This window comes from Sphingoaurantiacus capsulatus (genome assembly GCF_042648405.1).
Taxonomy (GTDB): Bacteria; Pseudomonadota; Alphaproteobacteria; order Sphingomonadales; family Sphingomonadaceae; genus Sphingoaurantiacus; species Sphingoaurantiacus capsulatus.
The window spans coordinates 18623-38910 of sequence record NZ_JBHRXV010000005.1 but is presented as its reverse complement, the minus strand read 5'-3'; the positions used below and the strand labels follow the sequence as shown (position 1 = coordinate 38910).

Genomic DNA, 20288 nt, shown 5'->3' with positions numbered 1-20288 from the left:
GCGGGCTGATGCTCGCCTGGGTGTGCGACCTGATCGTCGCGTCGGAGGACGCCTTCTTCCAAGACCCCGTCGTGCGCATGGGCATCCCAGGCGTCGAGTATTTCGCGCACGGCTTCGAGCTGCCGCCGCGCGTCGCCAAGGAATTCCTGCTGCTCGGCGAGCGCATGCCCGCCAGCCGCGCCTACAATTTCGGCATGGTCAACAGCGTGGTGCCGCGCGACGGCCTCGAGGAAGAGGTGCGCCGCATCGCCAACAAGCTGGCGGAGATGCCGCGCCTCGGCCTGTCGCTGACCAAGCAGGCGATCAACCATGTCGAGGATCTGCGCGGCAAGCGCACCGCCATGGACGCCGTGTTCCACATGCACCATTTCGCGCACGCCCAGAACGACCTCGTGTCGGGCGATAGCCTCGCAGGGCTGACCGGCAAGTCGATGGCCTCGGCAAACAAGCAGGCGGCGGAATAGCTTCCGCATGGCTTCGCTCCACACCCTTCTTTGCGACCGTTTGGGTTGCGCTGCGCCGGTGATCCAGACGGCGATGGGCTGGATCGCGACGCCTGACCTCGTCGTCGCGACCTCGGAGGCGGGCGCGTTCGGCTTCCTGGCTGGCGCGGTGATGAAGCCGTCCGAGCTGAATGCCGCGATCGGCGAGATGCGCCGGCGCACCCGCAAACCGTTCGGCGTCAACTTCCACATGTTCCAGCCGGGCGCCGGCGACATCGTCGAGATCATCCTCGCCAATCGCGAGCAGGTGCGCGCGGTGAGCTTCGGGCGCGGGCCGGATGCGAAGATGATCGGCCGCTTCAAGGATGCGGGCATCCTGTGCATCCCGACCGTCGGTGCGGTGAAGCATGCCAAGAAGATGGTCGAGCTCGGTGTCGACATGGTCACCGTGCAGGGCGGCGAGGGCGGCGGCCATACCGGGTCGGTGCCGACGACGATCCTGCTGCCGCAGGTGCTCGACGCGGTGAAGGTGCCGGTGGTGGCCGCTGGTGGTTTCGCGGACGGCCGCGGCCTCGCGGCGGCGCTGGCCTATGGCGCGGTCGGCATCGCGATGGGCACGCGTTTCCTGATGACGAAGGAAAGCCCGGTGCCCGCGGCGACCAAGGCGCGCTACACCGGCGCCAGCACCGACGATATCGAGGTTACCGACAAGGTCGACGGCCTGCCGCAGCGCATGATCGTCAACAAAATGCTGCGCCGCATCGAGATGAGCGGCGGCCTGTCGCAATGGTTGCGTGCCGGCNCATGACCAGCCATGGCGGGCTCAGCCTCGCGCAGGCGATGACCGCCGCCACCGTGCCGTCGCTGATCCAGCGCGCCGTCGTCGACGGCAAGCCCGACGAAGGGCTGATGGCGACGGGGCAGGTGGCAGGGCGCCTCGTCGACCTACCGAGCTGCGCCGACCTTATCCAGTCGATCGTCGCGGAGGCGCAAGGCCGGCTTGCCGCCCTCGCGCCGCTCGCCAATGCCGAGGCTGCCTGACATGCCGATCCGCACCGAGATCAACGGCCGCGTTGCCGAGATCGTCATCGACCACCCACCGGTCAATGCGCTCGACAGCACAGGCTGGAACAGCCTGCCCGCGCTGATCACCGCGGCGGGGAAGAACGAGGAGGTGCGCTGCGTCCTGATCCGCGCCGAAGGCCGCGGCTTCTGCGGTGGCGTCGACATCAAGGAGATGCAGGCGCACCCTGAGCGCATCACCCTCCTCAACCGCGGCAACTACCTGACCTTCAAGGCGATCCGCGATTGCGAGGTGCCGGTGGTGGTGGCCGTCCACGGCTTCGTCGTCGGCGGCGGCATCGGCATCTGCGGCGCGTCGGACACGATCATCGCCAGCGACGACGCCTATTTCTCGCTGCCCGAGGTCGATCGCGGCGCGATGGGCGGGGCGAGCCATCTGTCGCGCATGCTGCCGCTGCACAAGGTGCGCGCCGCCTTCTTCACCGGCGGCAAGATCCCGGCGGCGGAGGCCTATCGGCTCGGCGCGGTGGAGACGCTGACCACCCGCGACAAGCTGATCGAGGAGGCGCGGGCCTTCTGCGAGATCGTCGCTTCGAAGAGCCGCAAGGCGCTGGTCATCGCCAAGGAGGCGCTGAACGGGCTCGAACCGCGCGACGTCGATCGCGGCTACCGCTGGGAGCAGGGCTTCACGCTCGAAATGTACATGCACGAGGACAGTCAGGCCGCCCGCGACGCTTTCGTCGAGACGGGGAAGACGGCGAAGTACTGATGCAGCTGACCTACACGCCCGAGCAGGAGGCTTTCCGCGCCGAGGTGCGGGCGTGGATGCGCGCGCATGTGCCGGCGGAAAAGCTGGCGTCGTTCGACTCTGCCGAAGGCTTCGAGCAGCACCGGGCGTGGGAGCGGACACTCGCGTCGGGCAACTACGGCATGGTCACCTGGCCGGCCGAGTATGGCGGCCGCGGCCTCGATCTCATCCAATGGCTGATCTTCGAGGAAGAATATCACCGCGCGGGGGCGCCCGGGCGCGTCAACCAGAACGGCATTTTCCTGCTCGGCCCCACGATGATGGAATATGGCACGCCCGAACAGAAGGCGCGCTTCCTGTCGGCGATGGCGGCGGGCGACGAGGTCTGGGCGCAGGCTTGGTCGGAGCCGCAAGCGGGCAGCGACCTTGCCGCAGTGCGCGCCACCGCAGTGCGCGACGGCGACGACTATGTGCTCACCGGCCACAAGATCTGGTCGTCGCGCGCGGTGTTCGCCGACTGGGCATTCGGCCTGTTTCGCACCGAAGCGGGGTCCGAACGGCACAAAGGGCTGTCGCTGATCCTGTTTCCGCTCAAGATGGAGGGCGTCGACGTTCGCCCGATTCCGCAGATCGACGGCGAAGCCGGCTTTGCCGAGATATTCCTCGACGGCGCCCGCGTGCCAATTGCCAATCGGCTCGGTGACGAGGGTCAGGGCTGGCACGTCTGCATGGCCACTGCTGGCTTCGAGCGTGGGCTGATGCTGCGCTCGCCGGCGCGCTTCCAGGCAGCTGCAGCGCGGCTCGTCGAGCTCGCCAAGCGCGACAGCGACCGTGTCGATGCGACGATCTCCGCTGCGGTGATGCAGGCCGCAATGGATGCCGAGGCCTATGCGCTGTCGATCTATTCGACGGCGTCGCGGCTGATGGCTGGCGGCAAGATCGGGGCGGAGGCCAGCTGCAACAAGATCTTCTGGTCCGAACTCGACGTGCGCCTCAATCGTACCGCGCTGTCGATCCTCGGCGCCCGCGCCGAGCTGCTTCGCGAAGCTCCCGATGCCGGCGACGTCGGTAACTGGCTCGATGCCTATCTCTTCTCGCTGGCCGGGCCGATCTACGCCGGCACCAATGAGATTCAGCGCAACATCATCGCCGAGCGCGTGCTCGGCCTGCCGCGGTAGGACCGGCGATGGATTTCACTTTCTCCGAAGAGCAGCTGATGGTCGCCGGGGTGGTCCGCGACCTGCTGGCCGATCGCTGCACCGCTGCCGACCTGCGCCGATTGATGGCCGCCGACGCCCCGCGCGACGAGGAGCGCTGGACGGCGCTCCGCGACATGGGGCTGACCACGCTGCTGGTGCCCGAGGCCGCGGGCGGTCTTGGCCTCGGCGAAGTCGATCTGGTGCTGATCGCCGAAGCTTGCGGCTATACCGCCCTGCCCGAGCCGCTCGTCGAACAGGCCGGTGTCGTCGCGCCGCTACTCGCCGCGATCGATCACCCGCTCGCAGCGGAATGGCTGCCCAAAATCGCATCGGCGGAAGCCGTCGCGGCGCTTGCCCATCCGGCCAGTCCGTTCGTCGCCGACGCGGACGGCGCGGCGATCCTGCTGCTCATCGCCGATGGTGCGCTTCACCTCGTCGAAGCGAAGAATGCAGCGCTGATCCGCCAGCCGAGCATCGATCCCTTCCGGCGACTGGCGCGCGTCGACTGGCAGCCGTCGCCGGCTACCCAGATCACCGACGCGGCGACCGCCCGGCCGTTAATCGACCAAGCGTTCGAGCGTGGCGCGCTGTTCGCCGCCGCGCAGGGGCTGGGGCTGGCGCAGCGCAGCGTCGACCTCGCCGCCGATTACGCGCGCGAGCGCCAGCAGTTCGGCAAACCGATCGGCTCCTATCAGGCGGTCAAGCATCTGCTCGCCACCGTCCAGGTGGCGATCGAATTCGCCAAGCCCGTCGTCTATGCGGCAGCCGCGCAGATCGCGGCCGGCGGCCTCCATGCCCGCGCGCGCGTCAGCCACGCCAAACTCGCCGCGCTCGGCGCCGCCGAGCAGGCAGCGCGAACCGGAATCCAGGTCCACGGCGCAATGGGCTATAGCTGGGAAGTCGACGTGCACTTCTTCCTGAAGCGCTCGCTGGCGCTCGCCGGTGCGTGGGGAGACGAGGCCTTCCACCGCAAGCGCGTTGCTGATCGCATTTTCGGCGCGCCGCTCGGTCCCGACCAGACCTTTGCGTGCGGAGAAGCGGCATGACGGCGCCACTTCCCCGTCTCGACGGATTGACGACGACCGCGCCCCCCGAGCTTGTAGCGCACTTTCGCGCGCAGGGCTGGTGGGACGCCGAAACGCTGGCCGAGCGCATCGACGCGCTCGCGCGCATGCGGCCCGACGACGCGGCCTTCATCATGGCCGACAGCCGTTTCAGCTGGGCCGACTATGCGCGCACGTCGGATCGGATCGCGTGGGCGCTGACCGGTCTCGGCTTCGCGCGCGGCGATCGCGTCGCGGTGGTTCTGCCCGACGGCCCGACGGTGCACGCTGCTTTCGTCGGTCTCGAAAAGGCCGGGCTGGTGATCGTCGGCATCGGTGCGCGCGCAGGCGACGCCGAGATCGCGCATCTCATCCGCCGCACCGGCGCCCGCGCGCTCATCACCCAGACGCAGCAGCGCGACCGCACCGCGGCCGACATGCGAGCCGCCCTTGCCGAGCGCGAGGCGCCCTTCGAGCATCTCGTCGAGCTTCCCGACTTCGCCCACGACATCGAGGCGCCAATCCTGATCGACAGCGCCGCCGCCGCTACCGAGCCGCGCCCAACGACGCCGTTTGGGCCCGACGAGCTGTTCATGATCAACTCGACGTCGGGAACGACCGGGCTGCCCAAATGCGTCATGCACACGCAGAACCGCTGGGTTTATTTCCACAAGCTGGCGGCAGACGCCGGGCGCTTCGGCGACGATGAGATTTTCATGGGCGCGGTGCCGGCGCCTTTCGGTTTCGGCCTGTGGACCGCGCATTTCTCGCCGGTGATCCTCGCGGCGCCGACCGTGCTCCTGCCCAAATTCGACGCCGGCGCGGCGCTGGACCTGATCGAGCGGGAGAAGGTCACCGTGCTGTGCTGCGTCAGCACGCAGTTCATCATGATGCTCAACGAACAGGCCGAGCGCCCGCGCAATTTCTCCTCGCTGCGGTCGATGTTCACCGGGGGCGAGGCGGTGCCCTATGAGCGCGCCGCCGAGTTCGAACGCGTGACCGGCGCGGCCGTGCTGCAATTCTACGGATCGAACGAGACCGGTGCGATGAGCTGCACAACGGCCGCCGATAGCCGCGAGCATCGGCTGCGCACCGCCGGCCGCATCATCCCCGACATGGAGGTGCGGCTGTTCGACGTCGATACCGGCGCCGACGTCACGGGAGAGCGCACCACTGGCCAGCCCGGCTGCCGCGGGCCTGCGACCTGCTTGGGCTATTGGGACGACGCCGGCGCCAACGCCAAGCTGTTCACCAAGGACGGCTATATGTTGATGGGCGACATCGTGAACATCGATGCCGGCAATTATCTGAGCGTGATCGGCCGCACCTCGGATTTCATCATCCGCGGTGGTAAGAACATCAGCGCGCCCGCGGTCGAGGAAGAGGTCGCCCGCCATCCGGCAGTCGCGCTGTGTGCCGCGGTTCCCGCCCCAGACCCGGTGTTCGGCGAGCGCGTCTGCATCTATGCCGAGCTGCGCCCCGGCCAGTCGCTTGAACTGGCCGAGCTCACGTCGCATCTCAAGACGCGTGGCATCAGCCGCGAGTGGTATCCCGAGCATCTGGTGGTGGTCGACGCGCTACCGCGATCGTCGGGCGGCAAGGTCGCCAAGGGCGATCTTCGCGAGGATGCCAAGCAACGTTTCGGAGTAGCGCGATGAGCGACTATCAGAACATCCGCCTCGAATATGCCCCGCCGGTCGCGAAGCTGACGCTGGCGCGGGGAGACAAGCTCAATCCGCTCAACTGGTCGACGATCAAGGAGTTGAAGGGCGCCGTCGCCGAGATCGAGGGGCACGACGATATCGACTTCGTCATCCTTACCGGCGAAGGCCGTGCCTTCTCGGCCGGCGGCGACCTTGAAGGCTATATCCATCTGTACGCGCACCCGAATGAGTTCCGCGCCTTCCTCAACGACTTCTTCGAGATGCTGAACAGCATCGAGGCGGCGCGAGCGATCTGGATCGCGGCAGTCAACGGCCCTTGCGTCGCGGGCGGCATCGAGCTGCTGCTCGCCTGCGACATGGCCGTGGCGGCCGACACCGCGAAAATCTCCGACGGTCACCTCAACTTCGGCCAGCTTCCGGGCGCCGGCGGCTCGCAGCGCCTGCCGCGCGCCATCGGCATGCTCCGCGCCAAGCATCTGATGCTCACCGGCGAGATGATCTTCGCCGAGCAGGCCGAGCGCTGGGGCCTCGTCACCATTGTCGCCCCCGCCGCCGAACTTCTCTCCCGCGTCGATGCGCTGGTCCGCGATATGCAGGGCAAGAGCCGCGTGGGCCTCAAGGGCATGAAGAAGCTCGCCAACATGACGTTGTTCGAGCCCTATGAGCACGGCCTCAAGCTCGAGATGGACTATGTCCACACCTATGCCACCACCGAGCCCGATGCGACCGAGGGGCTAATGGCTTTCAAGGAAAAGCGCGCGCCCGCCTTCAAGGGCCCGCGAAGCGGAGACTGGAAATGACCTGGGCGCTACGCGACAAATACGCCATCGCCGGCATCGGCAATACCGATTACACCAAGAATTCAGGCCGCACCGTCCGCAGCCTCGCCTCGGAAGCCTGTCTCAGGGCGATCGCCGATGCGGGCCTCGAGGTCGATGACGTCGACGGCATCGTCAGCTTCAACTTCAACGACAGCGCGCCGGCGATCGGCGTCGCATCTGAAATCGGCGTTCCAGCGGCCGGCTATGCGGTCGACTATCTGGCGGGCGGCAACGGGGCGAACCTGATCACGCTCGCGGCCACTGCCGCGATCGAGGCCGGCCTCGCCAAGACCGTCGTCTGCTACCGCGCGATGAACGGCCGTTCCGGCTTCCGCCTGGGTGGCGGGCGCGACATGTCTGCCTATGGCATCACCCAGTGGACCGCCCCCTTCGGCTGGATCACCTACCCGCAGGCGATGGCGATGTGGGCGCGCCGCCATATCGTTCAATATGGCACAACCCCGGAGCAGTTCGCCGAGATCGCAATGACCTGCCGCGAGAATGCGATGCTCAACGAGCGCGCGATGCAGCGCGGGCCAATGACGCTCGACGACTATATGCACTCGAAGCCGATCGTCGACCCGTTCCGCAAGTTCGACATCTGCCTCGAAAGCGACGGCGCCTGCGCGGTCGTCATCACCAGCGCCGAGCGCGCCAAGGATATGCCGCAGAAGCCCGTCTACATCATGGGTGGTGCCTATGGCGGCGGACCGACCCAAGGCGATGACTTCTTCGACGCGATCCGCTGGCCCGACCACGCGCACAACGCCTTCAAATACTTGGGTGACGATTTGTGGAAGTCGGCGGGAATTACGCCGAAGGACGTCGACGTTGCGCAGATCTACGACTGCTTCACCTATTCGGTGCTGATGGCGCTCGAAGGCCTCGGCTTCTGCGAGGAGGGCGAAGGTGGGCCGTTCGTGATGGACGGCCGCATCCGGCGTGACGGCGAGCTGCCGATCAACACCGCCGGCGGCCTGCTGTCGGAAGCCTATATTCACGGCTTCAACCATGTTCTGGAAGCGGTCGAGCAGTTGCGCGGCCATTCGGGCGAGCGTCAGATCAAGGACGCCAAAATCTGCCTGACCACCGCCGGCGCGATGACCTGCGCCAGCGCGATGATCCTGAGGAACTAGCCATGAGCTACGCAAAGCCGCTTCCCGTTCCCGACTCCGAGAGCCGTCCCTTCTGGGAGGGCACCCGCGAGCACAAGCTGCTGATGCAGCGCTCGCCCACCACCGGCAAATATCAGTTCCCGCCGACCACCTTCACGCCCGGCGGCCTCGAGCGGCCCGAGTGGGTCGAGGTCTCGGGTCGTGGCAAGGTATTCTCGTGGATCGTCGTCCGCGCCCCGACCCCGGCCGACATCTACGCCGGCGACGTGCCCTATACCGTCGCGCTGGTCGAGCTCGACGAAGGCGTCCGCATGGCGAGCAATATCGTCAACTGCGCGCCCGAGGATGTCACCGCAGGCATGGCGGTGAAGGTGCTCTACAAGCAAGTGACCGACGAGATCACCCTGCCGCTGTTCGAGCCTGCCTGATGTCGCCGCCGGTCGCCGATCCGTTTGCCGCCTCGCCGCTGCTGAAGCGCTTCGCGTCGATGACACGGGCCGAGCTCGAAGCCTTCCAGCTTGCGAAGATTCGCAAGCTGGTGTCACGGCTCCACGCCACCAGCCCTTATTACCGGGCGAAGATGGAATCGGCGGCATTGACGCCCGATGCGATCACCTCGCTCGACATCTTCCGGGGTCGCCTCCCGACGTCAAACAAGGCCGACTTCCTAGCCGACCAGCTCGCGCACCCGCCGTTCGGCGGCCGGCTGAGCATCGGCCGCGCCGAGGTGGCGCTGGTCAACATGACTGGCGGCACCTCGGGCCAGGGCCAGGAAATCTACGGACGCAGTCAGCGCGACACGCACCTGCTCGGCTATCTCCATGCCCTGCCCTGGTTTATGGCCGGGCTGCGGCCCGGCGACATCGCGATCAACTGCGTGCCGGCCGGTGGGATGACCACAGGCGGCTGGGGGCCGGGCGAGGGTCTCCGCATCCTCGGCGCCACCGGCTTCCACGTCGGCGGCGGCATGTCGACCGACGCCAAGATCGACCTGATGCTGCGGCTCGGCGACGTGAACTTCATCTATGCGTCGACCAACTATCTGCACACGCTTACCGAGGCGCTGCTGAAGCGCGGGATCAGCCCGCGCGAGGCGTTTCCCAACATGCACGGGCTGTTCATCGCCGCCGAGGGCTATCCGCTCGAATGGGCAGCGGAGATCGAGGCGCGCTGGGGATGCCGGCTGCAGGAGGGCTATGGCTCGACGCAGCTCGCGGGTTTCGGCGGATCCACGGGGTCGGCCGGCGTATTCGGCAAGGACGGCGCGCGCGGCGTGATGCGGCTGTTCGAATGGGAGACCTTCTACGAGATCGTCGATCCCGAAACGATGGTGCCGGTCGCACCGGGCGAGCTTGGCGAGATGGTGGTCACCAACCTGTCGGTCGAGGGCAGCCCGGTGGTGCGCTTCCGCACCGGCGACGCGGCGCGCTGGATTCCGCATGGCGAGATCGGCGACGGCTGCGCGTGGAACGGCATCGAATGCGGCACGATCGGCCGCTTCGACGACATGATCAAGATTCGCGGCAACAACATGTGGCCGACGGCGGTCGACTCCGCGGTGTTCGCCCATGCCGACGTCGGCGACTATGCCGGGCGCGTGTTCACCGAGGATTCGAAGACCGAGTGCGAACTGCGCGTCGCCTTTGCCGATCACGCGTCGCACCTGACGCCGGATCAGCGGTCGCAGCTTCTCACCTCGATCAAGAAGCTGGTGAAGGAACGGACCAACGTCGGCATGCGCGTGACCGAGTGCGCGCGCAGCGAGCTGCCGGAGTTCGCCTACAAGGCGCGGCGCTGGAAGGACGAGCGCCAGCAGGGTTACAAATTTTGAGGGGAGCGGCGCGATGAGCGACGAGAATGACGACGCCATCCTGAACGAGATGCTGAAGCTCGTGGACAAGCTTTGCCAGTCGGGCGACGCGCTCCTCGTCGGTCAGTACCGGCACTTGCGCGCGCGCATCGACGTGCTGCTCGAACTGCGCGGGCGAACGGAGGACGCGGCATGATCCTCGATCGCTTCCGTCTCGATGGCCGCGTTGCGGTCGTGACCGGCGGCGGCGGCGGCATCGGCGCCGCGGGGGCGCTCGCGCTCGCCGAGGCGGGCGCCGACGTGGCGCTGATCGCGCGCAACCGCGCCAAGCTCGACACGGCCGCCGAGGCGGTTCGCGCGGCGGGCCGCCGCGCCTTCGTGGTCGAAGCCGATGTGGTCGACGAGGCCTCGGTCGACGCGGCGCGCGACGCGGTGCTTGGCGAGTTCGGCCGCGCCGACATCCTGTTCAACAACGCCGGCATCACCAGCCCGAAGAGTTTTGCCGACCTGCCGGTCGACGAATGGCGGCGGGTGATCGACGTCAACATGACCGGCGCCTTTCTGGTGACGCGCGCCTTTGTGCCGGGAATGCGCGAACGCAAGTTCGGTCGTGTCATCAACATGGGTTCGATCCTGTCGGGCCGCGGCATGGCCAATCGAACCGTCTATTGTGCGACCAAGGCGGGGCTCGCCAACTTTGCCGCCGCGCTCGCCTTCGAGGTCGGCGGCGACGGCGTTACCGTCAACACGCTCGGCGCGACGGTGATCGTCACCGATCTCAACCGCGAGTTGGTGAAGACACAGCCCGACCTCTACGGCGCGGTCGTCAAACGCATGCCCGTCGGCCGGCTTGGCCAGCTCGACGACCTCGTCGGCGCGCTGGTGTTCCTCGCGTCACCGGCAGCCGGTTTCATCACCGGGCAGACGCTCTATGTCGACGGCGGCTACACCGCCGGCTGATTCACGTTCGAAGGACGAAACTACCGATGACCGATACGCTCAGGACGTTGTTCGATCTTACCGGCAAGACCGCGCTTGTCACCGGCGGGTCGCGTGGGCTCGGCATGCAGATGTGCGAGGCCCTGGGCGAGTTCGGTGCGCGTATCATCATCACCGCGCGCAAGCAGCATGAACTGGACGAGGCGGTCGCGCATCTGAAGACGCTCGGCATCGAGGCGCTGGCCATCTCCGCCGATCTCGGCAAGCCGGGCGAGGCGGTGCGTGTTATCGAGGCGATCGACGCGGCCGGCTGGTCGGTCGACATCCTCGTCAACAACGCCGGCACGTCATGGGGATCGCCCGCCGAGGATCACCCGCTCGACGCCTGGGAGAAGCTGATGGCGCTCAACCTCACCGCGCCATTCGTTCTCGCGAAGGAAGCGGCGAAGCGCTGGATGATCGGCCGCAACTGGGGCCGCATTATCAACATCGCCTCGGTCGAAGGGCTCGGCGGCCACCATGCGCGGATGATCGGCACCATTGCCTACAACACCAGCAAGGGCGGCCTCATCAACTTCACTCGCGCGCTCGCCGCCGAATGGGGTGCGCACGGCATCACGGTGAATGCCATCGCGCCGGGCTATTTCCCGTCGAAGCTGACCGCCTACACCTTCGAACATTTCGAGAAGGACCTGATCGACGATACGCCGCGCGGCCAACTCGGCGGGCCGGCGGACCTGAAGGGCGTCACCCTGCTGTTCGCAACCGACGCCAGCGCGCACATCACCGGCCAGGTCGTGGCGGTCGACGGCGGCGCGATCCTTATCTGAGGCCTTCGACCGTCGCGGCGAAGCGCGCTTCGGCGCGCGGGATGTAGTCGGGGTGCGTCAGGATGAAGGGTGGATTGTTCGCAAGCTTTCCGAACAGGATTTCGGCGACGCGGTCGGGCGTGATCGAATCCGCCGGTGTTTCGCGATCGGGATCGACGGTGGCGAAGATTTGCGTGGCGACGGCGCCGGGCATGAGCAAGCTGACGCCAACCGGCGCGCCTTCGGCTGCCAGTTCCTCGCGCAGAGCATCGGCCACCGCCCAGATCGCATGCTTGGTCGCGCAATAGACGCCAAGCGACGGCGGCGCGACCATCGAACCCGTCGACCCGGTGATCACCACCTGCGAGGCCTCGCCGGCGCCGGCCATCGCGGGAACGAACGATCGCAGCAGCGTCGCCACGCCGATGACGTTCACCTCGAACAGCAACCGCCACTCGGCGGGCGCCATGTCGATAAGCCGCCCCTGCCGCAGGATTCCGGCGTTGGCGAACAGCAGCGCTACCGGCGGCAGCTTCGCGTGAACCTCATCGGCAAAAGCATCGACCGCCGCGGCGTCGGTGACGTCGACCTGCCTCGCCAGCACCGCCGCGCCGGCTTCGCGCACCAGCGCCGCCGTTTTCTCCAGCGGCCCGCCCGAGACGTCGCAGATCGCAACCGCCATGCCCTGCTTCGCCGATGCGACCGCCAGTGCGCGGCCGATGCCGGAGGCCGCGCCGGTCACGACGGCGGTGCGGCCCGCGAGCAGGAGCGGCGGCCGGCTCACCTGAAGTGCGGGATCACATAGGTGCCGATCTTGCGCAGCGTCTCGAGCTGCGCCCACTGCGGCACGGTACCCATGTTGGTCATGAACAGGATTTCATCGGCGCCGGCGGCGATCAGTTGCTCGACATAGTTGATGCAGTCATCGACGTTGCCATAGGCATTCTTGGCGCTGAGGATGCCGCCCGACGGGCGCCGGCCACCCTCGTCGGGGCGCAGGTCCATGGTGATCGTTTCCGACGCGAGCTTGGTGGTGATGATCGTGTCGGTGCCTTCCTCGAGCAGCTCGTCGCCCCAGGTGTCGGGCTCCGGCTTCGGCCCGCCACCATACCAGTAGTTGAGCGATTCATAGAAATAGCGCTGGCCGCGAATGCCGATGCGGCGCGCCTCCTCGGCATTGTCGAGGACGATCGTCGGGCAGAGCGCCGCGAGATGCTGCGTCGGACGATAGCCGACCTGGTTTTCGGGCTTCCGGCTCGCCCAGGCGGCGCGGTAGCTGGCGTTCTTCTTGGCGACTTCTTCGGGCCCGCCGAAGCCGAGCACCAGCGCGCCCATGCCGCGTTCGCCCGCGCGCACCAGCGTGTCCGGGTTGGTGCAGGCCATATACATCGGCGGGTGCGGGTCCTGATACGGCTTCGGGTGGATCGGCCGCGACGGAATCTTGATGTGCTGGCCGTTGAACTCGACCTCGTCCTCCACGAACATACGCGGGATCAGGTACATCGCCTCGTCGATGTGCGGCTGAAGCTCCTTAAGGTCATAGCCGTAGGCGCCGGCTTCTTGCTGGCTGCCGCCCTTGCCGACGCCGAAATGGACGCGGCCCTTCGACAGGATGTCGAGCGTCGCGATACGCTCGGCGATCTTGATGGGGTGGTTCATTGCCGGCATCAGGCAGACGACGCCGTGGCCGATGCCGATGCGGTTGGTCTTGCCAGCGATATAGGCGAGGAACGTCTCGGGCGCCGACATGTGCGCATAATGTGTCAGCGAGGTGTGCTCGACGCACCAGATGACATCGAAACCGAGCTGTTCGGCGAGCAGCGACTGCTCGACGAGCTGGTCGAAAACCTCGCGCTCGCCCCGCGGCGACGCATCGACGATCTGTGCTTCGAAAATCAGTGAGAAACGCATTGGGCCCTCCGAATATGGCGGGGAAATTCCGCCGTGGAGGCGCCGCTGGCAAATGCTATTCGGGCGCGTTACCTATCTCCTGCCGGCATTGAGGCAGGGTCTGCCGTGTTCGATGGAGATTGCAGCGCGTGCGACACCTGAGTGTGATGAAGCATTTTACCTTCTTCCTCGCCGTCGCCGAGGAACTGAGCTTTCACCGTGCGGCGTCGCGGCTCAACATCGCGCAGTCGGCGCTGTCGCGGCGGATCGCCGATCTCGAACGCGAGCTCGGCGACACCCTGCTGTTCGAACGGCAGGCGCGCGGCGTGCGGCTGACCGAGGCGGGCAAGCTGCTGCTGGAGGACGTGCGGCGCATCCTCGGTGACGTCGACGAGGCGGCGCGGCGCGTCACGCGCTCGGCGGAAGGCACGCTCGGCACGCTGCGCATCAGTTTCAGCGAGGGGATGGTGCGGCGCGCGCTGCTCGGCCAGGCGCTGCAGCGCTTTCGTGACTCCTACCCTGGGATCGCGCTGCGTTTCGCGCCGATGACCTCCGACCTCCAGCGCGAGAAGCTGCGCTCCGCCGAAATCGACGTGGGCTTCGTCTATGAGGAGGCCGACGATCCGCGCGAATTCGACGTGTCGCCGATCGGCTATGACCGCATCGTCGCCGTGGTGCCGAGCGTCCATCCGTTGGCCGGGCGCAGCGACGCGACGATCGGCGACCTGGCCGGGGTGCCGATGATCTGGCCGTCGCGCGTCCAGTCGCCGCGCTTCTTCGGCCGTCTCGCGTCGAGCTTCGGCAGCGCGGGGATCATGCCGGACATCGCCGCCGAGGTGACGGCGGTGGACATCTCCTACGGTCTGGTGGCGGCCGGCCTCGGCGTCGGCCTGATCATCGCGGGCGAGCGCTCGCCGGCGCCGCATGATGTCGCGCTGGTGCCGATCGCCGGGCTGCCTCCGGCCATCCTGCTCAGCATGATCTGGCGCAAGGGGGACAGCGCCCGCATCCTCACCAACTTCATCCGCACTGTTGAGGAAGCGCGCGACGCCGCTTCAGCGTGACGCGAAGCGCTCGCGGATCGCCGCGCCGACCGATCGCGCAGCGTCGTCGGCGGTGCCGAGCAGGCCGGTCAGCGTGAAGAAGCCGTGGGTCATGTCGGGATATTCGCGCAAGTCCACCTCGACCTCCGCCTCCGTCAGCCGCGCCGCATATTCGACGCCCTCGTCATGCAGCGGATCGCAACCGGCGATGACGACGATGGCGGGCGGCAACCCGGCCAGCGTGGCGGCGCGCAGCGGCGAGGCATAGGGCTCGTCGCGCCGGGCGGCGTCGGGCGCATAATGCCCCCAATACCAGTCCATGTCGGCGCTCGACAGCAGGTAGCCGCCGCCGCCGAACTCGGCATAGGAGGCGCGATCGCTGCGGTGGTCGGTGATCGGGTACAGCAGGATTTGCAGGTCGATGCGCGGGCCCTTCTCATCGCGGGCGCGCAGCGCGCAGGCGGCGGCCAGATTGCCCCCGGCGCTGTCGCCCATCACCGCGAGTGGGCCATCGCCGGCGACCGCGCACAGCGCGCGATAGGCGTCGTCGAGCGGTTCGGGATAGGTGGCCTCGGGCGACAGGCGATAGTCGACGCTGATCACCTCGGCGCCCGCCGTCGCCGCGGTTTCGCGGCAGACCGGATCGAAGGCGTCGAGCGTGCCGAACACCCAGCCGCCGCCGTGGAAATAGACGAGCGTGCCGCGCACCTCGCCTTCGGGGCGATAGCGGCGGATGCGGATCGGCCCGGCGTCGCCACAGACGCTTTCGTTGACGATCACCGCCATCCGCGCTCCGCGGTCGCGTGGCAGCGCCGCCTGCGAGGCGGCAAAGGCGTTGCGCGCGGCTTCGGGCGTACCCGACGAATAGGCCGGCAGCGCCAGCGTGGCGCGGCGCGCCAGAATCGCCCTGATTTCCGAGTGTAGCCGTTCGTCGTCCATTGCGCTTGAGCTCCTCGAACTGAACCCTGCGGGCATCGGGGAGGGCTCGCAATTGCCGCTTTGCGATTTCACCGATCGGTCATCGGCAATCGATTTCATATGCTACCGTCGATAGCGTGCAGCACCATGAGCGATGTGCTGATCCCGCGGCGCGACCTTGATTTCCTGCTCGGCGACTGGCTTTGCCTCGACGAGCTGTTGAGAACGCCGAAGTTCGCCGCCCACACGCGCGAAGATGTCGCCGCAGTGCTCGACCTGTCGGAACGGGTCGCCGCCGACCTTTTCCTGCCGGCCTACAAGGCCGCCGACCAGATCGAGCCGACGCTCGGCGCGGACGGCGTCAAGGTCATTCCCCAGATCGCCGATGCGGTGAGCGGCTATGCCGACCTCGGGCTGTTCGCCGCAGGCTTCGACGAAGCGCTGGGCGGCATGGCGCTGCCGAGCCTGGTCTGTACCGCCTCGCTCGCCCAGTTCATGGCGGCCAATCTTTCGGCCTCCGCTTTCGTCATGCTGACGACGGCCAACGCCCGGCTGATCGCGGCATTCGGCACGCCGGCGCAGATCGACTCCTTCGCCCGCCCCGGCATTGCCGGGCAGGCGACGGGCACGATGTGCCTGTCGGAGCCGCAGGCCGGATCGTCGCTCGCCGACATCCGCACTCGTGCCGAGCCCGATGGCGAGGACGGCCTCGGCCGTCGTTTCCGCCTGACCGGCAACAAGATGTGGATCTCTGGCGGCGATCATGATGTCACCGAGGACATCGTCCATCTCGTGCTGGCGAAGGTGCCCGGCGCCGACGGTCAGCTCGTCGACGGGACGAGCGGCATCTCGCTGTTCATCGTGCCCAAGCGGCTGCCCTCGGGCGAGCGCAACGATGTCAGCGTCGCCGGGCTCAATCACAAGATGGGCTATCGCGGCATTCCCAATTGCCTGCTCAACCTCGGCGAGCGCGGCGGCGCCACCGGCTGGCTGGTCGGCGAGGTCGGCCAGGGGCTGCCGATCATGTTCCAGATGATGAACGAAGCGCGCATCAACGTCGGCCTCGGCGCGGCGGCGGTCGCCTATCGCGGCTATCGCCACGCGCTGCGCTACGCCGGCGAACGGTTGCAGGGCCGCGCGCTCGACGCGCCGAAGGGGCAGCCGTCGGCGCCGGTGCCGATCATCGAACATGCCGATGTGAAGCGGATGCTGCTGGCGCAGAAGGTCTATGCCGAAGGCTCGCTCGCGCTGATCTTCTATTGCGCGCGGCTGGTGGATCAGGAGGGCGACGCCGATGCCGCCGAGCTGCTCGGGCTGCTGACGCCGGTCGCCAAGACCTGGCCGTCCGAATGGGGCCTCGTCGCCAACGATCTCGCGATTCAGGTGCATGGCGGCTATGGCTACACGCGCGATTTCGACGTCGAGCAGCTGTATCGCGACAACCGCCTCAATCCTATCCACGAGGGCACGACCGGCATCCAGGCGCTCGACCTGCTCGGCCGCAAGACGCTGAAGTCGAACGGCCGGGGCTATGCGCTCCTTCGTGAGCGGATCGATGCGACGATCTTGAAGGCCGATCAGATCGAACGGCTCGACGGCTATGGTGAACTGCTGGCCGATGCCTGGGATCATATCGCGGTCGTCGTCGAAGGCCTGCGCCCGCTCGACGCGGCAGCGTCGCTCGAAAATGCGACGCCGTTCCTGTCGGCGTTCGGCCATGCTGTGCTCGGCTGGCTGTGGCTCGATCAGGCGGTGGTCGCGGCAAACCTAGGCGACGATGCCTTCCATCGCGGCAAGCTCTGGGCCTGCCGCTTCTTCTTCGAAACCGAGCTTCCGAAGGTCGAGTTCTGGCTCGACTTCGTCGACTCGCACAGCGACGTGGCCTCCGCCGCCCCCGCCGACATTTTCTGAAGGCGCCGACAGAGCGCCGGCAAGACCCCAGGAGCTGAGCATATGATGATCGACCTTCGCGGCCGCGTGGCCATCGTGACCGGCGCCGGCGGCGGATTGGGGCGGGCGCACGCGCTGGCGCTGGCGACGCGCGGCGCGAAAGTCGTCGTCAACGATCTGGGCGGTGCGCGCGACGGGCGCGGCGGCGCGATCACCGCGGCGCAGAGCGTCGTCGCCGAGATTGAGGCGGCGGGCGGCGAGGCCATCGCCAACGGCGCCAGCGTCACCGATTTCGCCGCGGTCGAGGCGATGGTCGCCGAAGCGAAGGCCAAGTGGGGCCGTGTCGATATCCTCGTCAACAACGCCGGCATCCTGCGCGACCGGACCTTTGCCAAGATGGAGCTCGACGACTTCCGCGCCGTGCTCGACGTTCACCTGATGGGCTCGGTCAACTGCACCAAGGCCGTCTGGGACATCATGCGCGAGCAGGCCTATGGCCGGATCGTGATGACGACCTCCTCGTCGGGCCTCTACGGCAACTTCGGCCAGGCGCATTATGGCGCCGCCAAGCTTGCGCTCGTCGGGCTGATGAACACGCTCGGGCTCGAGGGCGCCAGATATAACGTCCGGGTCAATTGCCTGTCACCGTCGGCCGCGACGCGGATGACCGAGGACGTGCTGTCGCCCGAGCTACTCGAGCTGATGGCGCCCGCATCGGTCGCGGTCGGCGTCGTGGCGCTGGCATCGGAAGATGCGCCGAACCGCGTCGTGCTGTGTGCCGGTGCGGGGACGTTCGAACGCGCCTACGTCACGCTTACCCAGGGAGTCTTCATCGGGGCAGGCGCCGACGCGCCGGAAAAACTGCTTGCCCAGTTCGACCGCGTCTCCGACCGGGATGGCGAATGGCTGCCTAATGACGGCCCCATGCAAGCGCAGGCCGAGGTCGCCGCGGCGCAGAAAGCGCTCGCCGCCTAGGCGTGGAGCAGGCCGAGGATCAGTCTGACGTAGAGGTCGGGAGCGGGCGATGCATCGCGCCGCGCGATGCCGGCAACCACCGACATCGCGGCTTCGACATAGGTTGCGGCCTCGGCTGGCGGCAGTTCGGGTCGCGCCGCGCGTAGCGCCTCGCTCCAGCGTTCCACGACCGTCGCACGAATGCGGCCGAGCTTTTGCCGGTCGGTGTCGTCGCCGCGATCGTGGACCGCATAGAGGAGACCGATCAGCGCCCGTTCCGCAAGCGCGTGGACGACGATGCTGCGCACCATGACCGCGAGTTGCCGGGCCGGGTCATCGTCGGTGGGAGGCTCACCGTCGCCCAGCGCCTTGGCGACCGCCAGATCAAGCAGTTCGAGCAGCAACTCCTGCTTGCTTTGGAAGTGACGATAGACCGCCGGGCCGCTGACTCCGGCAAGCGTGCCGATGGCATCGACGCTAGTCGTCGCATAGCCCTGAACATGGAACAGCTCCGCAGCCGCATCGAGGATGCGCAGCCGCCGCTCGTCACGTCCAAGCCGTGAGCGCTTCGCCGACACTGCAGTAGATTCGATCATCGCCCCTTCATCCGACTTTACCTCTCGCGCGTCCAGTTGAGCAATTGACAGATGACGCCGTCCGAAACCAGTGTTAGTGAACGATCACTAACTAATATATGGCGGGAGAATCTATGGCCGACAATCGACCCACAGCACCGCGCGAGGCGTTCGATCCGGACTATTTCGCCGCCAACGGCTATCCGCACGACGTGTGGGCGAAGCTCCGTGCCGAGGCGCCAGTCGCATGGTACGACGACTGCATCCGCGAACCCTTCTGGGCGATCACCCGCTATGCGGACATCATGACGGTCGGCCGCGACGCGCAGACCTTCATCAATGCAAAGGGCGTCACCATCCTTCGCAAGGATCAGATGGACGATCAGGCGATGGCGAATGCCGTCCCGCTGCTGCTGACGATGGACCCGCCGAAGCATGGCAAGCAGCGCGGCGTGCTGCGCGACCGCTTCCGCCCGAACATCATGGCGGCGCTCGACGAGCATATCCGCAAGCGCTGCCACGAGATCGCCGACGATGTCGCGGCGAGGCGGTTGAGCGCGGCGGCGGATGCAGACAAGATCGACTTCGTCGATGCCATCGCGATGCGGCTGCCGCTCGACGTCATCCTCGAACTGCTCGGTGTTCCGACCAGCGACCGCGACCAGATGTACATCTGGAGCAACGCGGTCATCGGCAGCGAGGACCCCGAATATGGCAACGTCGAGATGCCGCGCGACGCAATCATGGCGGCGCGGATGGGCATCTTCGGCTATTTCTCCAAGTTCATCGCCGAGCGGCGCGCGAAGCCGGGCGAGGACCTCGTCAGCCTGTTGTGCGAAGCGCGCGTGGACGGCGAGGCGCTGACCGATATCGAAGTGCTCGGCTACTGCTTCCTGCTCATGCTCGCCGGCAACGAGACGACGCGCAACGCGACGAGCGGCGCGATGCTGGCGCTCATCGAGAACCCTGCAGCGATGCAACAGCTGCGCGACAATCCCGAGCTGATGCCCACCGCCGTCGAGGAGCTGCTGCGATGGGTCGCGCCGATCGTCTACATGGCGCGCAGTGTCGCGAAGGATACCGAGATCGGCGGTCAGAAAATCGCGGCCGGAGAGAAGGTGGTGATGTTCTACCCATCGGCGAACCGCGACGAATCGGTGTTCGAAAATCCGACGCACATGGATTTGACGCGCACGCCGAACGAGCATCTGACGTTCGGCTTCGGCCGCCACCGCTGCCTCGGCAACGATCTTGCGCGGATCGAGCTCCGCGCCGTGATGACCGAAGTGTTGCGCCGCTTCCCCGAGATCAGCTTGGCCGGCCCGGTTTCCCGCCTCCGGTCGAACTTCGTCGGCGGGATCAAGCACATGCCTGTCCGCCTCGGCTGACACCGGCTTTGGAGTT

The 20288-nt window shown here is 67.2% G+C and carries 22 protein-coding genes; 18 read left to right on the top strand and 4 right to left on the bottom strand.

The features are described 5' to 3' along the window. The 14 genes from ACFOMD_RS08310 to ACFOMD_RS08245 all read left to right on the top strand — a co-directional run. Window positions 1-464: enoyl-CoA hydratase-related protein (locus ACFOMD_RS08310; protein WP_380859723.1), on the top strand; the 464-nt coding region annotated here is incomplete at its 5' end. A 7-nt stretch (window positions 465-471) separates the two neighbouring features. After that, on the top strand, window positions 472-1251 hold the full coding sequence (locus ACFOMD_RS08305) for an NAD(P)H-dependent flavin oxidoreductase (protein ID WP_380859720.1): 780 nt from the start codon (window positions 472-474) through the stop codon (window positions 1249-1251). Further along, window positions 1248-1484, top strand: coding sequence for a hypothetical protein (locus ACFOMD_RS08300; RefSeq protein WP_380859717.1), 237 nt, complete (start codon window positions 1248-1250; stop codon window positions 1482-1484). Before ACFOMD_RS08305 ends, ACFOMD_RS08300 begins: the two co-directional genes overlap by 4 nt. A 1-nt stretch (window position 1485) precedes the next feature. After that, window positions 1486-2235: an enoyl-CoA hydratase family protein gene (locus tag ACFOMD_RS08295; RefSeq protein ID WP_380859714.1), complete on the top strand. Its 750-nt coding sequence runs from the start codon at window positions 1486-1488 to the stop codon at window positions 2233-2235. Further along, complete coding sequence (locus ACFOMD_RS08290) at window positions 2235-3392, top strand: acyl-CoA dehydrogenase family protein (RefSeq protein ID WP_380859711.1); 1158 nt, start codon at window positions 2235-2237, stop codon at window positions 3390-3392. The genes ACFOMD_RS08295 and ACFOMD_RS08290 overlap by 1 nt, the downstream gene beginning before the upstream one ends. Window positions 3393-3400: 8 nt before the next feature. Continuing rightward, the gene (locus tag ACFOMD_RS08285) at window positions 3401-4459 is read left to right on the top strand and encodes an acyl-CoA dehydrogenase family protein (RefSeq protein ID WP_380859708.1); all 1059 of its coding nucleotides are present in this window, start codon (window positions 3401-3403) and stop codon (window positions 4457-4459) included. Continuing rightward, complete coding sequence (locus tag ACFOMD_RS08280; protein WP_380859705.1) at window positions 4456-6114, top strand: class I adenylate-forming enzyme family protein; 1659 nt, start codon at window positions 4456-4458, stop codon at window positions 6112-6114. The genes ACFOMD_RS08285 and ACFOMD_RS08280 overlap by 4 nt, the downstream gene beginning before the upstream one ends. Further along, entirely contained in the window at window positions 6111-6920 is an 810-nt protein-coding gene (locus tag ACFOMD_RS08275) for an enoyl-CoA hydratase/isomerase family protein (RefSeq protein WP_380859702.1), read from the top strand. The genes ACFOMD_RS08280 and ACFOMD_RS08275 overlap by 4 nt, the downstream gene beginning before the upstream one ends. Then, complete coding sequence (locus ACFOMD_RS08270) at window positions 6917-8077, top strand: thiolase C-terminal domain-containing protein (RefSeq protein WP_380859699.1); 1161 nt, start codon at window positions 6917-6919, stop codon at window positions 8075-8077. Before ACFOMD_RS08275 ends, ACFOMD_RS08270 begins: the two co-directional genes overlap by 4 nt. A gap of 2 nt (window positions 8078-8079) precedes the next feature. Further along, complete coding sequence (locus ACFOMD_RS08265; protein WP_380859696.1) at window positions 8080-8484, top strand: Zn-ribbon domain-containing OB-fold protein; 405 nt, start codon at window positions 8080-8082, stop codon at window positions 8482-8484. Beyond that, complete coding sequence (locus ACFOMD_RS08260; protein ID WP_380859693.1) at window positions 8484-9887, top strand: phenylacetate--CoA ligase family protein; 1404 nt, start codon at window positions 8484-8486, stop codon at window positions 9885-9887. Before ACFOMD_RS08265 ends, ACFOMD_RS08260 begins: the two co-directional genes overlap by 1 nt. Window positions 9888-9900: 13 nt before the next feature. After that, a complete protein-coding gene (locus ACFOMD_RS08255) occupies window positions 9901-10062 on the top strand; it encodes a hypothetical protein (RefSeq protein ID WP_380859690.1) in 162 nt (53 codons plus the stop codon). Beyond that, window positions 10059-10826 (top strand): SDR family NAD(P)-dependent oxidoreductase, encoded by a 768-nt coding sequence (locus tag ACFOMD_RS08250; protein ID WP_380859687.1) that lies wholly within the window; start codon window positions 10059-10061, stop codon window positions 10824-10826. The genes ACFOMD_RS08255 and ACFOMD_RS08250 overlap by 4 nt, the downstream gene beginning before the upstream one ends. A gap of 26 nt (window positions 10827-10852) precedes the next feature. Continuing rightward, window positions 10853-11635, top strand: a complete 783-nt coding sequence (locus ACFOMD_RS08245; protein ID WP_380859684.1) for an SDR family oxidoreductase — start codon at window positions 10853-10855, stop codon at window positions 11633-11635. On the opposite strand, the gene ACFOMD_RS08240 is transcribed toward ACFOMD_RS08245, so the two are convergent. Further along, complete coding sequence (locus tag ACFOMD_RS08240) at window positions 11628-12398, bottom strand: SDR family NAD(P)-dependent oxidoreductase (protein ID WP_380859681.1); 771 nt, start codon at window positions 12396-12398, stop codon at window positions 11628-11630. The two genes, ACFOMD_RS08245 and ACFOMD_RS08240, sit on opposite strands and share 8 nt — an antisense overlap. Next, window positions 12395-13525, bottom strand: coding sequence for an LLM class flavin-dependent oxidoreductase (locus ACFOMD_RS08235; protein WP_380859678.1), 1131 nt, complete (start codon window positions 13523-13525; stop codon window positions 12395-12397). Before ACFOMD_RS08235 ends, ACFOMD_RS08240 begins: the two co-directional genes overlap by 4 nt. Before the next feature lie 146 nt (window positions 13526-13671). Here ACFOMD_RS08235 and ACFOMD_RS08230 point away from each other — a divergent pair, with 146 nt between their 5' ends. Further along, on the top strand, window positions 13672-14568 hold the full coding sequence (locus tag ACFOMD_RS08230) for a LysR family transcriptional regulator (RefSeq protein ID WP_380859675.1): 897 nt from the start codon (window positions 13672-13674) through the stop codon (window positions 14566-14568). On the opposite strand, the gene ACFOMD_RS08225 is transcribed toward ACFOMD_RS08230, so the two are convergent. Then, window positions 14560-15486, bottom strand: a complete 927-nt coding sequence (locus ACFOMD_RS08225) for an alpha/beta hydrolase (RefSeq protein WP_380859672.1) — start codon at window positions 15484-15486, stop codon at window positions 14560-14562. The two genes, ACFOMD_RS08230 and ACFOMD_RS08225, sit on opposite strands and share 9 nt — an antisense overlap. A gap of 126 nt (window positions 15487-15612) precedes the next feature. Here ACFOMD_RS08225 and ACFOMD_RS08220 point away from each other — a divergent pair, with 126 nt between their 5' ends. Further along, window positions 15613-17376, top strand: coding sequence for an acyl-CoA dehydrogenase (locus tag ACFOMD_RS08220; RefSeq protein WP_380859669.1), 1764 nt, complete (start codon window positions 15613-15615; stop codon window positions 17374-17376). A gap of 42 nt (window positions 17377-17418) precedes the next feature. Beyond that, on the top strand, window positions 17419-18330 hold the full coding sequence (locus tag ACFOMD_RS08215; protein ID WP_380859666.1) for an SDR family NAD(P)-dependent oxidoreductase: 912 nt from the start codon (window positions 17419-17421) through the stop codon (window positions 18328-18330). Here ACFOMD_RS08215 and ACFOMD_RS08210 read toward each other — a convergent pair. Next, on the bottom strand, window positions 18327-18887 hold the full coding sequence (locus tag ACFOMD_RS08210) for a TetR/AcrR family transcriptional regulator (RefSeq protein WP_380859663.1): 561 nt from the start codon (window positions 18885-18887) through the stop codon (window positions 18327-18329). The genes ACFOMD_RS08215 and ACFOMD_RS08210 overlap by 4 nt on opposite strands. A 131-nt stretch (window positions 18888-19018) precedes the next feature. On the opposite strand from ACFOMD_RS08210, the gene ACFOMD_RS08205 reads away from it, so the two are divergent. Beyond that, window positions 19019-20272 carry a cytochrome P450 gene (locus ACFOMD_RS08205; protein ID WP_380859660.1) on the top strand — a complete coding sequence of 418 codons (1254 nt, stop codon included), beginning with the start codon at window positions 19019-19021 and terminating at the stop codon, window positions 20270-20272. The last annotated feature ends 16 nt before the right edge of the window (window positions 20273-20288 follow it).